This is a genomic window from Salimicrobium halophilum (genome assembly GCF_900100295.1).
In the GTDB taxonomy this organism is placed as follows: domain Bacteria; phylum Bacillota; class Bacilli; order Bacillales; family Halobacillaceae; genus Salimicrobium; species Salimicrobium halophilum.
In genome coordinates, this window is sequence record NZ_FNEV01000001.1 from 1 (window position 1) to 12,711 (window position 12,711).

Genomic DNA, 12,711 nt, shown 5'->3' on the forward strand with positions numbered 1-12,711 from the left:
CGAAAGCATTTTGTGATACAATAAAATAACTTGTGGAACGGCACCAACAGCCTTCTAAGCTGTAGGTCGTAGGTTCGAATCCTACTTGGGACGCTTAATTAAACGCTGAATCCTTTGTCAGACAAGGGGGTCAGCGTTTTTTAATAATGGGATCTTTCTAGGAATAGAAGATTGTGCGTTTTTCTCAATTCGAAATAGATGTTTGATATAATGAAAAACGGGCATACTTAAATAAATATGAACGCTTGGGAAGGGTGTAATATGGAAAACAACAAAGGAGAAGTCGTGCTGTTTCCGAAATTGAAGGAAAAATTGAGACACGAAGGACTGGAAGCTGTCAGGCATCACAAGTATGAAGAAGCGATCCAGTCGCTCGAGACACTGCTTCAGCATGAAGAAGCCGATGATGAAGTGACGACCGGCCTTCTCATTGCCTGGGTCGGTGTAGGCGAGTATCAGAAAGCCGAAGAGGTTTGTCTCGATCGGATGAAGTTTTCCGAGGGGAATTATTTTCAGTATCTACATATATACATAACGATTTTGTTCCATGATGGAAAGTATAAGGAATTGATGAGTCTCGTTGAAGAAGTGCTGGACCGTGAGGATGTACCGCATGATGTAAGGACGCAACTGTGGCAGATGTATAAAGTGAGCAAGGATATCGAAGACAATCATAAGAAGGAAGAAGAACGTTCTCTTTTTCAGGAATTACAGGAGGCTCTCGAGCAGGGGAACTTACATAGCCAGTGGAATCTCATAAAGAAACTGGAGTCTCATGCTTTAGACGGAAAGCAGGATTTCCTCGAAGATCAGCTGACTAACGAAGAACTTCATCCCGTCATCAAGACGGCGGTGCTGGAATGGTTCCGGCATCAGGAAGTGAAAGGGGAGCTTAAAGTACATAAATTCGGCAAAACGATGACTTTCAAGCCGGAAGAGAATAATGCGCCGGGGAACCACTACATTCTGAAACATATAGAATTCCGTTTATCTTCCATAGAACAGAACCATCCGTCTATGTATGAGTTGATTGCGGTTATGCTTTATCGTTACATATATGTCCGTTACCCATTTCTTCCGACAGAGAAAGAAGTGCCACTGATCATCCAGGCACTCAAAGCGATCGGTTATGAGTATTTGCAATTGGAGCAGGCACCTAATAAAATAGAAGCGGAAATCGAGTCATACAAACAGGACATTGAAGTCGCAAATCAGCAATACCGGGCGATTACAGGCGAATGAGAGATTTGTGGCCGCTATTGTTGAAACGCGGTAACTTTATGTTATAATGTAATGGTTGTAAATTAGATTCGTATACATGTATATCCAAGAATCATGTAAATAATGAAAACAAGACGTTGGAGGGACTTTCTATGTCAGCGAAATGGGAAAAGAAAGAAGGCAATCAGGGGACTCTTACAGTAGAAGTATCTGCTGAAGAATTCGATAAGGCGCTAGATCAAGCGTTCAAAAAAGTGGTAAAGCAGGTGCAGGTACCTGGTTTCCGTAAAGGGAAAGTACCACGTAAAATCTTCGAAGGCCGCTTCGGTGTAGAAGCACTTTATCAGGATGCTCTTGATATCATCCTTCCGGAAAAATACACAGAAGCTGTCCAGGAAACAGGCATCGAACCTGTAGATCAGCCTGATGTAGACGTGGATCAGATCGAAAAAGGCCAGCCACTTATCTTCACAGCGGACGTTACAGTCAAGCCGGAAGTAGAGCTTGGCGAGTACAAAGGTCTTGAAGTAGAAGACGCGGACACGAACGTTACAGACGAAGATGTCGAAGAAGAGCTTAAGCGTCAGCAGGAGAACCAGGCGGAGCTTGTCGTCAAAGAAGAAGGCGAAATCGAAAATGGCGATACAGTCGTCATGGATTTCGAAGGCTTCGTTGATGGAGAAGCGTTCGAAGGTGGACAAGCAGATAACTATTCTCTGGAAATCGGATCCGGTACATTCATTCCAGGTTTCGAAGAACAGCTTCTAGGCAAAAAAGCCGGTGACGAAACGCAGGTGACGGTAACATTCCCTGAAGATTATCATGCAGAAGAGCTTGCCGGTAAAGAAGCGACATTCGAAGTGAAGATCCATGAAGTGAAAGGAAAAGAACTTCCTGAGCTTGATGATGAATTCGCGAAAGATGTCGACGAAGAAGTGGAATCTCTTGATGAACTCAAGAAGAAGACACGCGAGAACCTCGAGCAGCAGAAGCAACAGGAAGCTGAAAACCAGAAGCGTGAAACACTTGTAAACAAAGCGAGCGATAACGCATCTGTAGAAATCCCTGACGCAATGGTAGATTCCGAGCTTGATCGTATGATCAGCGAATTCGAACAGCGTCTGCAAATGCAGGGGATGACAAAAGAGATGTACTTCCAGTTCACAGGGCAGGACGATAACCAGCTTCGCGAGCAAATGAAGGAAGATGCACAGAAGCGAGTGAAAACGAACATGACGCTTGAAGCGATCGCCCAAGCGGAAAATGTCGAAATCACGGAAGAAGATGTCGACAAAGAACTTGAGAACATGGCTTCCATGTATCAGACAGACATTGCCAACCTGAAACAGATGCTTGGTGGAAACACAGACATGGTCAAAGATGATCTGAAAATCCAAAAAGCGATTGACGTTCTGGAGCAGAACAGCAAAACGGTATAACTTATAATAAACAAGGTGGGGGCTCTCCCACCTTGTTTTCTCATATCGTTTGCAATTTCAGAAAGAAACGTCATACTATAAATACAGTGCGCTACCCGAACATACATATAAGATATACAGCTTAGCGTTTGACTTATTTTCCTGCTCTCTACATAATAATAAGTGATGCAAGGTAAGAAATAATTGCCTATTACTTTTTTATTCTCGAGTTATTTGGTATGATAAGCGAAAGAAAGTGCGGATAGCCTTGGCATCATTTCGGAAAGGGTGACAGTAATGTTTAAATTTAATGAAGAGAAAGGCCAGCTTAAGTGCTCGTTTTGTGGCAAGAGCCAGGATCAGGTACGTAAGCTTGTAGCCGGACCTGGTGTATATATTTGTGACGAGTGTATTGAACTTTGTACAGAAATCGTAGAAGAGGAACTCGGAAACGAAGAGGAAACGGAATTCAAAGAAGTTCCTAAGCCTCAGGAAATCCGTACGATTCTCAATGATTACGTAATTGGTCAGGAGCAGGCGAAGAAGAACTTGTCGGTTGCTGTATATAACCATTATAAACGTATCAATACGACAACTTCGAAGAATGATGAAGTGGAACTCGCGAAGAGTAACATCCTTATGCTCGGACCGACCGGTAGCGGTAAGACGCTTCTTGCACAGACTCTGGCAAGAATACTGAACGTTCCTTTCGCTATCGCTGATGCTACTTCCCTTACGGAAGCCGGTTATGTCGGTGAAGACGTAGAGAATATCATCCTTAAGCTTATTCAAGCTGCGGATTATGATGTAGAAAAAGCGGAGAAAGGTATCATTTATATCGATGAGATCGATAAAGTGGCCCGTAAATCCGAGAACCCGTCCATTACCCGGGACGTCTCCGGAGAAGGTGTCCAGCAGGCGCTTCTCAAGATTCTTGAAGGAACTCAGGCTAGCGTACCTCCACAAGGTGGACGTAAGCATCCTCATCAAGAATTCATCCAGATCGATACGACGAACATCCTGTTCATCGTAGGTGGAGCGTTTGATGGTATCGATCAGATCATCAAACGTCGTCTGGGACGTAAAGTCATCGGTTTCGGCTCGGAACAGTCCAAGTCTGATGCGGAGAAGCAGGAACTTCTTACAAAAGTGCTTCCTGAAGACTTGCTCAGCTACGGGTTGATTCCTGAATTCATCGGACGTCTTCCGGTCATCGGAAGTCTCGAGCAGCTGGATGAAGATGCGCTCGTAGATATCCTTACACAGCCGAAGAACGCGCTTGTGAAGCAATATCAGAAGCTTCTTGATATCGATAATGTGGAGCTTGAATTCGAAGATGAGGCGCTACGTGAAATTTCCCGTCTCGCTATCGAACGTAAGACCGGTGCCCGTGGTCTTCGTTCCATCATCGAAGGCATCATGCTCGATGTCATGTTCGATCTTCCTTCAAGAGATGATATCGAGAAATGTGTCATAACAAAAGAAACGGTACAGATGGAAGGCGGCCGTCCTCGTCTCATCTTGACGGATGGTACGGTGGAAGAACCGAAAAGTCCAAAAAGTGCCTGAGTCCTCAGGTGATAAAGAGCTTAGCCGCGCTAGAGTAAGCGCGGCTTCTCTTTTACCTTTTTTTCTGGAAATAGCTACATCACGGATACATAATCTTAGAAACGATTAATAACAATAGGAAGAGAAAGTCGGAGGTGCACGTAATGGCAGATAAACAGTTGATAACCTATCCTCTTTTGCCGCTCAGAGGATTGCTTGTCTATCCTTCCATGGTCCTTCACCTGGATGTGGGACGGGAGAAATCCGTAAGAGCTCTTGAAGAAGCGATGCTTGACGATAATCATGTTATGTTAATTGCACAAAAAGAAACGAATATTGATGAACCCCAAAGTGAAGATTTGTTCGACATCGGTACCATAGCTCTTGTAAAACAAATGGTCAAACTTCCGAATGGTACCCACCGCGTGCTCGTGGAAGGTGTAGACAGAGCAGAAGTGGAAGGTATCAAAGAAAATGACGAGTTCTTCGAAGCGGTCGTTGCCAAGTTGGAGGACGTACATGGGGATCAGAATGAAGAAGAGGCACTTATGCGTACGCTATTGGAACAATTCGAGAAGTACGTGAAAATCTCGAAGAAAGTGACTCAGGAAACGTATAACACCCTTTCAGATATCGATGATCCTTCCCATCTTGCTGACATGGTCGCTTCCCATCTGCCCATCAAAGTAAAAGAGAAGCAGGAAATCCTCGAGATCTATGAAGTGAAGCAGCGTCTTCAGCGGATTATCGACATCATCGGTAATGAAAGAGAAGTATTGCAGATCGAACAGAAAATCGGCCAGCGAGTGAAGAAGTCGATGGAACGGACCCAGAAGGAATACTATCTTCGTGAACAGATGAAGGCTATTCAGAATGAGCTCGGAGATAAAGACGGAAAATCCGGGGAAGTGGCTGAACTCAAAGAAAAGATCGAGAATGCGAATATGCCGGAAAGAGTGGAGCTCGTCGCTCTCAAAGAACTGAGAAGGTACGAAAAGATACCTCAAAGCTCAGCCGAGAGCTCCGTCATCCGTAACTACATCGAATGGCTCGTCGTACTGCCGTGGACGACGGAAACGGAAGATAACCTGGACGTCCCTCATGCGGAAAAGATTCTGGATGAAGACCACTACGGTCTTGAACAGGTGAAGGAACGCGTCCTTGAATACCTGGCTGTGCAGCAGTTGACTCAGTCCATCAAGGGGCCGATTCTTTGTCTGGTCGGCCCACCAGGGGTCGGGAAAACGTCTCTGGCGAAATCCATTGCTAGAGCAGTCAACCGGAACTTCGTGCGTATTTCTTTGGGTGGTGTACGGGATGAAGCGGAAATCCGCGGTCATAGACGTACATACATCGGAGCGATGCCGGGACGGATCATTCAGGGAATGAAGCGTGGGGAGACGATCAATCCCGTATTTCTTCTGGATGAAATAGATAAGATGGCAAGCGACTTCAGAGGAGACCCTTCCTCTGCGATGCTTGAAGTCCTCGATCCTGAACAGAACTCTACGTTCAGCGACCATTTCATCGAAGAAACGTATGACCTGTCCAATGTGCTATTCATAGCGACGGCCAATACCATGTCGACGATACCCGGGCCGCTGATGGACCGTATGGAAGTCATACAGATTGCAGGATATACCGAGGTCGAGAAGCTGCATATCGCGAAGGAGCACCTCCTGAACAAACAGATCAAGGAGAACGGACTGAAGAAGAGTCAGATCCAGGTCCGCGATGATGCGCTGTTGAAACTGATCCGCCGTTATACGAAAGAAGCAGGTGTGCGTGGCCTGGAGAGAGAGATCGCTAATATCTGTCGTAAGGCTGCTAAAGTCATCGTTTCCGGAGAGAAGAAGCGGGTGATTGTAACCGAGAAGATGGTGGAAGAACTGATCGGTCGTCCTAAGTTCCGCTATGGTCAGGCAGAGCTTGAAGATCAGGTCGGAGCCGCTACAGGTCTCGCTTATACAGCCGCCGGCGGTGACACCCTATCCATCGAAGTTTCCATTTCCCCTGGTAAAGGGAATCTGACGCTTACCGGGAAACTTGGAGACGTGATGAAAGAGTCGGCTCAGGCAGCATTCAGTTACATCCGCTCTCGGGCAGATGAGCTGAAGATCGATCATGATTTCGTCGAGAAGAACGATATCCATATCCACGTTCCGGCAGGGGCTACGCCGAAAGATGGACCTTCCGCAGGTATTACGATGGCGACGGCTCTCGTTTCTGCGTTGACAGGCAGAGCTGTATCCCGGGAAGTGGGGATGACGGGAGAAATCACGCTTCGTGGACGTGTGTTGCCGATCGGTGGCCTGAAGCAGAAAGCATTGAGTGCCCACCGTGCCGGATTGACTAAGATCATCATCCCTGCAGAAAACAACAAAGACCTTGAGGATATTCCTGATAGTGTAAGGGAAGGGCTGACCTTCATTCCTGTCAAACACTTGGATGAAGTCCTGGAGGTAGCATTGATAGGTGAGACGAATGAGAGTTCATAGTGCAGATATCGTGATAAGTGCCGTAAGTAAAAAGCAGTATCCGACGGATCAGATTCCTGAGATCGCTCTAGCGGGGCGATCCAATGTCGGAAAATCGTCGTTCATCAATAATATGATTCAGCGTAAGAATCTGGCTCGTACCTCCCAGAAGCCTGGAAAAACGCAGACGCTCAACTTCTATATCATCAATGATGCGTTTCATTTCGTGGACGTTCCTGGTTACGGCTATGCGAAAGTATCCAAGAAGGAGCGTGCCAAGTGGGGGAAGATGATGGATGAGTACTTCGGGGAGCGGGAGCAGCTTGTTTCCGCTGTGCTCGTCGTAGATCTGAGACATGAACCGACAGACGAAGACTGTATGATGTACGATTACTTCAAATATTACGATCTGCCGGTGACCATCATCGCGACGAAGATGGACAAGGTGAAAAAAGGGAAACGACCGGCTCAGGAAAAGCTGATCCGGGAAGTGCTCGAAGTGGAAGAGGAAGATCCGCTCATCCTTTTCTCTGCGGAAACCGGAGAAGGTAAAGATGAAGCTTGGAAGTCCCTACGCTCGCATTTGAAAATGTAGCAGAAACTCCTCTCTCTACGGGAGGGGTTTTCTCTTTATTTGGAAAGGAGAGGAAAGCGTGTCACAAATCATCAACGTCGAAAAGTTGAACAAGTCGTTCGGAGACTTACACGTATTGAAAGACATCGACTTCGAAGTCCAGGAAGGGGAAGTGGTCGTTCTGATCGGCGCCAGCGGGTCAGGGAAGAGTACGCTACTGCGCTGCCTGAACTTCCTCGAGATGAAAGACAGTGGGGATATTTCTCTCCATGGAAGCCTGGTGGATAGCAGAAAAGATAAATTGAATGAAGTAAGACAGAATATAGGGATGGTGTTTCAGCATTTTCATCTGTTTCCGCATAAAACGGTGCTGGAGAACATCATGGAAGCGCCTGTGCAGGTAAAGAAGCTGAATAAAAAGCAGGCGAAAGAAACGGCGGAAGATCTCTTGAATAAAGTGGGACTTGAAGACAAAGGGAATGTCTTCCCGAGTCGTTTGTCAGGAGGACAGAAGCAGCGCGTGGCTATCGCAAGAGCACTGGCGATGAATCCTTCCATCATGCTCTTTGACGAACCGACATCAGCGCTTGACCCTGAACTCGTAGGTGAAGTGCTTCATACAATGAAGACGCTCGCGAAGGAGGGGATGACGATGGTCGTCGTCACCCATGAGATGCGTTTCGCAAAAGAAGTGGCAGATCGTGTCGTTTACATGCATGACGGCAGAGTCGTGGAAGAGGGAACTCCAGAGGAAATATTCGAGAACCCGAAAGAAGAACGCACGAAACAATTCCTGCAATCCATGTACGTTTAGACAGCCGACTCACGGCTGTCTTATTTTTGTTGATAGAAGTAGTAGCCTGCTAGCAGCAGGAATAGAATGCTGTAATAGGTTTCTATGTACCGGATGATCGTGGGAACGAAAAAGAACAACGATTCAATCGCAGGAATGAATAGAATGCCCAGGCCGATCGCTATAGGAATGATTGCGATCTTCTGTTTTCTTGCAAGAGCCAGAGCAACCCCGATGTAGATGATATACACCCCCCAGTGCGTGGGCCATATCCCTATGTTTGCTTCCGTATAGTTCTGCCATAAAACGAGAAGAAGGAAAGAGGAGAAAAATGCCAGGATTTCATCTCTTGCCCGTCTCGCGTGAATGAATAATCCAATAAAAAGAAAGAGTAGCAAAGACCCGTTGATTCCCCAATTCTGTATGACCGGAATGGGGATCTGCTCCAGGAAAAAATGGAGCCCGACTGCAGATAATATGATGGCCAGTAGAAAATAATACCGTTTCATGAGAAGAACCTCTCTTCCTGAAGTGTAATTTTCTTGTGAAATGGGAATGCTTTTGATATATTACATACAGAGCTTATTTAAATTAATTCTAATCTGATAGTGAATTTTTTGAATCTTCCCTACCATCGTATCATAACACCTTCATATTCTGTTCAAAAAATTGGTCTAACAACGACGAATATTCGTGTTATAATAGTAGGGATGAACTTGTGATAAGGTACGGGAAACATGATGGGGGTATATGTTATGCATATGTTAGCTGTAAGTATAAACTACCGCACCGCCCCTCTTGCTGTCCGGGAAAAATTAACGTTTTCTGAAGCGGATCATGCTGAAGCGATGAAAGCTTTGAATAACCAGAAAAGCATTCTGGAAAACGTCATATTATCCACCTGTAACCGCACAGAAATCTATGTAGTGGCGGACCAGTTACATACGGGACGTTATTACATCAAAGACTTTCTGGAGCAGTGGTTCGGGCTAGAGAAGCAGGAGTTCTCGCCGCATCTGATTGTATATGAAGCAGACGGCGCAATGGAACATTTGATGAGGGTTACGGCAGGCCTGGATTCTATGGTTTTGGGGGAAACCCAGATTCTCGGGCAAGTGAAGCAGGCTTTTCAATCATCTCAAGACTCCGGGACAACCGGTACAGTCTTCAATCAATTGTTCAAGCAGGCGATCACTATGGCCAAGAGAGGTCATAAGGACACGGGAATCGGGGAAAATGCCGTTTCCGTAAGTTATGCAGCGGTTGAACTATCGAAGAAAATCTTCGGTGAATTAAAAGATAAGCACGTAGCGATCATCGGTGCTGGGAAAATGGGTGAACTGGCTGCGAAGAACCTTCACGGTTTCGGCGTAGGTGAGGTTACGGTACTGAACCGCACGCTTGAAAAAGCAGAGACAGTAGCCGAACAGTTTTCCGGCAAAGCAGGGACGATGGCTTCTCTCGATGAGCTTCTTCAGCGCGCGGATATCGTGATCAGTTCTACAGGTTCTGATCAGTACGTCGTCACCAAAGAGATGGTGGACAGAGCGCATAAGAGAAGAAAGGGGAAACCTTTATTCTTTGTGGATATTGCTGTGCCGCGCGATCTGGATCCTGCCATTGCAGATCTTGAAAGCATGTTTCTTTATGATATCGATGACCTGCAGGGAATCGTGGATGAGAACCTCGCCGAAAGGAAAAAGGCTGCTGAAGCGATCGAACTGATCATCGAACAGGAAATCGTCGAATTCAAAGAATGGTTGCAGACCCTCGGCGTTGTTCCGGTAATTTCCGCTCTTCGCCAAAAAGCACTCGGCATTCAGGCAGAAACGATGGAAAGCATCGAACGCAAGCTTCCTGAATTGACTGACCGTGAAAAAAAAGTTTTGAACAAACACACGAAGAGTATCGTGAACCAGCTTCTCAAAGAACCGATTACGCAGGCGAAAGAGCTTGCCAATGAACCTGGAGCAGAAGAATCTCTCCAATTGCTCACACAAATCTTCGGTATCGAGGAAGAAGTGGAACAGCAAATAAAAAAGCAGGAAGAGAAAAATAACCACGCCGCAAAGGTCGATGAGGAAGGGACGTTGTCCTTTCCCGCGTTACAACAGATGACACAGGCATAAAAGGTGGACAACCTATGACACTGGACCTTAAGTGGATTTATGAACTTATCATTTTACTGTATGGCCTGAGTCTGACCGGCTATTTCATAGATTTTATCCAGGGAGACCGGAGAGCGAATAGAATCGCTTTCTGGTTGCTTGGAATCGTCTGGATTTTACAGACATTCTTTTTGTTATCGCAGATTTTTATCAGGGATGATTTTCCTGTCATGACCGTTTATGACGGTCTTTATTTTTATGCCTGGATTCTTGTCACCTTTTCTCTCGTACTTAACAAACTGTTCCGTATCGATTTCATCATATTCTTCACGAATGTGATCGGATTTTCGGTCATGATCATCCATCTGATGAGCAGGGCGTCGAATAGTATGGGACGCGGAGGGGTCGAACTCGTCAATGAAATGCTGGTCGTACACATTTCGCTTGCTATCATTTCATACGGATTCTTCACCCTTTCTTTTATTTTCTCTGTTCTTTATCTATTGCAGTACCGCTGGTTGAAAAGCAAGAAATGGCGGAATCGCTTAGTGCGCTTAGGGGATTTGGCGAAGCTTGAAAAGTTATCGTACTTATTCATCGTGCTCGCGGTCCCGCTTCTGCTGATCGCTATTGTACTGGGCGTCGTCTGGGGATACGTCTCCGAAGATGTCTTTTACTGGATGGATTTCAAAACAGTCGGCTCGATAATCGTCTTCATCGTTTATATGATCTGGCTGTTTCTGAAAGTGGTGCAGGGATACCAGGGAAGACTTATTTCCATTTTCAACGTAGGAGCGTTCATGCTTCTATTGATCAACTTTTTTCTATTCAGTTCGTTATCGAACTTTCATTTTTAACTTTTTAGGAGGACTATTATGCGTAAAATCGTTATCGGATCAAGAAAGAGTCAATTAGCTATCAAACAGACGGAATGGGTGATTGATCAACTCAAGCGTATAGATCCTTCTTATGAATTCGAAATCAAACGTATCTCTACGAGAGGCGATGAAATTCTGAACGTGACGCTATCGAAAGTCGGCGGCAAAGGGCTTTTCATCAAAGAGATCGAAAATGCTATGTTCGATAAGGATATCGATATGGCGGTTCATAGTATGAAGGATATGCCCGCTGTCGTGACAGAAGGGTTGTCGCTTGCATCTGTGCCGCTCCGTGAAGATCATAGAGATGCGTTCGTTTCGAATGATCACGTCACCTTGAAAGATCTGCCGGAGGGTGCCATCGTCGGTACCAGCAGTTTGAGACGTTCCGCGCAGATCAAAGCCGTACGCCCGGACGTTGAGGTGAAATGGATTCGCGGAAACATCGATACCCGCTCGCGCAAACTGAGAGAAGAGGACTTCGACGCGATCGTTCTCGCTGCTGCCGGCTTGAAACGTATGGGCTGGACCGAAGAAGTCGTTACTGAATTCCTCGAACCGGATGTATGCGTGCCGGCTGTAGGCCAGGGAGCGCTCGCTATCCAGTGTCGTGATGAGGATGAAGAACTGAGAAACCTAGTGGCTCAGCTGAATCATGAGTATACAGAAGCGACCGTTGCTGCTGAACGTAAGTTTCTTCATGACCTGAACGGTGGGTGTCAGGTACCGATCGGAGGCTATGCGTACCGTGAAGGGGACGAATTTACTCTCTCGGCACTCGTCGGAACGCCGGACGGGGAAACCATTCTGCATGAAATCGTTTCAGGCAAGGATGCGATCGAGGTCGGTAAAGTTGCAGCGGATCTTCTGAGAGAGCGGGGAGCTGCGAAAATCATCGAAGATGCGAAAGAGGAGTATGACCAGTAATGTCCATGCTGCTCGGCAAAAGAGTGCTGATTACCCGGGCGGAGGAACAGTCGGGTAGCTTGAAGGAACGACTGGAAAGCAGAGGGGCAAAGACGCTGGTCGTCCCTCTGCTTACTTTTGTTAAAAGAAGAGATGCTCGCAATGCTCAAATTTTGAGCCAGCTTGATCAGTATGATTGGGTGATCATCACCAGTACAAACGGCGTGAGGTTCTATAAAGAATTAGTTGAGGAGTACATAGGCTACTTTCCGCCTCATTTAACCTATGCCGCAGTCGGGAAGAAAACGGAACATGCGTTGAAGAAGGAAGGGCTCCATGTAGCGTTTGTGCCTTCTGAATTTACAGCGGAGGCACTGGTGGAAGAATGGTTGCCGAAACTGCATGAGGGCGAAAGGGTGCTGCACATCCGGGGAAATCGCTCAAGAGTTACCTTGCCTGAAGGAATGAAGAAGCAGCGTATTTCTTTCGATTCCATGACTGCGTATGATACGTTAATAGTTGAAGAGAATGGAAGCCGTTTGAGAGAAGTGTTCGAACATGGGGGAGTTGATGCTCTTACCTTTTTCAGTCCATCTCAAGTAGAAGCTTTCCTTGAACTGATCGGAAATCATTTCGAAGAAGCACTTCGAATCCCTTGTTTCTGTATCGGACCGACGACAGAAAAACGTGCATCAGAAGCGGGGTTCCAAGAAGTCTACACCCCTTCGATTTATACAGCAGAAGCTCTTGTCGACAAAATGGAAGAGCATTTCAAAGAGAGAGGATGA

General features: G+C 46.3%; 11 protein-coding genes and 1 tRNA gene. 11 read left to right on the forward strand and 1 reads right to left on the reverse strand.

Features of this window, described 5'->3' with window-relative positions; all coding sequences use genetic code 11:
- The first annotated feature begins 18 nt into the window (after positions 1–18).
- The 7 genes from BLQ44_RS00005 to BLQ44_RS00035 all read left to right on the forward strand — a co-directional run bounded on the left by BLQ44_RS00005 (position 19) and on the right by BLQ44_RS00035 (position 8,052).
- Positions 19–90, forward strand: a tRNA-OTHER gene (locus BLQ44_RS00005).
- Between the two features lie 171 nt (positions 91–261).
- On the forward strand, positions 262–1,242 hold the full coding sequence (locus BLQ44_RS00010; protein WP_093190479.1) for a hypothetical protein: 981 nt from the start codon (positions 262–264) through the stop codon (positions 1,240–1,242).
- Positions 1,243–1,373: 131 nt separating this feature from the next.
- Positions 1,374–2,660, forward strand: a complete 1,287-nt coding sequence (gene tig / locus BLQ44_RS00015) for a trigger factor (protein ID WP_093190482.1) — start codon at positions 1,374–1,376, stop codon at positions 2,658–2,660.
- Between the two features lie 276 nt (positions 2,661–2,936).
- Positions 2,937–4,208, forward strand: a complete 1,272-nt coding sequence (gene clpX, locus BLQ44_RS00020; RefSeq protein WP_093190484.1) for an ATP-dependent protease ATP-binding subunit ClpX — start codon at positions 2,937–2,939, stop codon at positions 4,206–4,208.
- Between the two features lie 143 nt (positions 4,209–4,351).
- A complete protein-coding gene (gene lon / locus BLQ44_RS00025; protein WP_093190487.1) occupies positions 4,352–6,685 on the forward strand; it encodes an endopeptidase La in 2,334 nt (777 codons plus the stop codon).
- Positions 6,672–7,259 (forward strand): ribosome biogenesis GTP-binding protein YihA/YsxC, encoded by a 588-nt coding sequence (yihA, locus tag BLQ44_RS00030; RefSeq protein ID WP_093190489.1) that lies wholly within the window; start codon positions 6,672–6,674, stop codon positions 7,257–7,259. The genes lon and yihA overlap by 14 nt, the downstream gene beginning before the upstream one ends.
- 58 nt (positions 7,260–7,317) lie before the next feature.
- Positions 7,318–8,052 (forward strand): amino acid ABC transporter ATP-binding protein, encoded by a 735-nt coding sequence (locus BLQ44_RS00035; RefSeq protein ID WP_093190492.1) that lies wholly within the window; start codon positions 7,318–7,320, stop codon positions 8,050–8,052.
- A 20-nt stretch (positions 8,053–8,072) separates the two neighbouring features.
- On the opposite strand, the gene BLQ44_RS00040 is transcribed toward BLQ44_RS00035, so the two are convergent.
- Entirely contained in the window at positions 8,073–8,540 is a 468-nt protein-coding gene (locus tag BLQ44_RS00040; RefSeq protein ID WP_093190494.1) for a hypothetical protein, read from the reverse strand.
- Positions 8,541–8,786: 246 nt separating this feature from the next.
- On the opposite strand from BLQ44_RS00040, the gene hemA reads away from it, so the two are divergent.
- From hemA to BLQ44_RS00060, 4 genes are read left to right on the forward strand one after another with little or no spacing between them, the layout of a single operon-like run.
- Positions 8,787–10,160: a glutamyl-tRNA reductase gene (hemA, locus tag BLQ44_RS00045; RefSeq protein WP_093190497.1), complete on the forward strand. Its 1,374-nt coding sequence runs from the start codon at positions 8,787–8,789 to the stop codon at positions 10,158–10,160.
- A gap of 14 nt (positions 10,161–10,174) precedes the next feature.
- A complete protein-coding gene (locus tag BLQ44_RS00050; protein WP_093190499.1) occupies positions 10,175–10,996 on the forward strand; it encodes a cytochrome c biogenesis protein in 822 nt (273 codons plus the stop codon).
- A gap of 18 nt (positions 10,997–11,014) precedes the next feature.
- Positions 11,015–11,944, forward strand: a complete 930-nt coding sequence (gene hemC, locus BLQ44_RS00055; RefSeq protein WP_093190502.1) for a hydroxymethylbilane synthase — start codon at positions 11,015–11,017, stop codon at positions 11,942–11,944.
- Complete coding sequence (locus tag BLQ44_RS00060; protein ID WP_093190505.1) at positions 11,944–12,711, forward strand: uroporphyrinogen-III synthase; 768 nt, start codon at positions 11,944–11,946, stop codon at positions 12,709–12,711. Before hemC ends, BLQ44_RS00060 begins: the two co-directional genes overlap by 1 nt.

Coding starts and splice junctions, on each gene's coding strand:
- BLQ44_RS00040 (WP_093190494.1), bottom strand. CDS start 8,540: ATGAAACGGTATTATTTTCTACTGGCCATCATATTATCTGCAGTCGGG.
- hemC (WP_093190502.1), top strand. CDS start 11,015: ATGCGTAAAATCGTTATCGGATCAAGAAAGAGTCAATTAGCTATCAAA.
- yihA (WP_093190489.1), top strand. CDS start 6,672: ATGAGAGTTCATAGTGCAGATATCGTGATAAGTGCCGTAAGTAAAAAG.
- hemA (WP_093190497.1), top strand. CDS start 8,787: ATGCATATGTTAGCTGTAAGTATAAACTACCGCACCGCCCCTCTTGCT.
- BLQ44_RS00060 (WP_093190505.1), top strand. CDS start 11,944: ATGTCCATGCTGCTCGGCAAAAGAGTGCTGATTACCCGGGCGGAGGAA.
- tig (WP_093190482.1), top strand. CDS start 1,374: ATGTCAGCGAAATGGGAAAAGAAAGAAGGCAATCAGGGGACTCTTACA.
- BLQ44_RS00050 (WP_093190499.1), top strand. CDS start 10,175: ATGACACTGGACCTTAAGTGGATTTATGAACTTATCATTTTACTGTAT.
- BLQ44_RS00010 (WP_093190479.1), top strand. CDS start 262: ATGGAAAACAACAAAGGAGAAGTCGTGCTGTTTCCGAAATTGAAGGAA.
- lon (WP_093190487.1), top strand. CDS start 4,352: ATGGCAGATAAACAGTTGATAACCTATCCTCTTTTGCCGCTCAGAGGA.
- clpX (WP_093190484.1), top strand. CDS start 2,937: ATGTTTAAATTTAATGAAGAGAAAGGCCAGCTTAAGTGCTCGTTTTGT.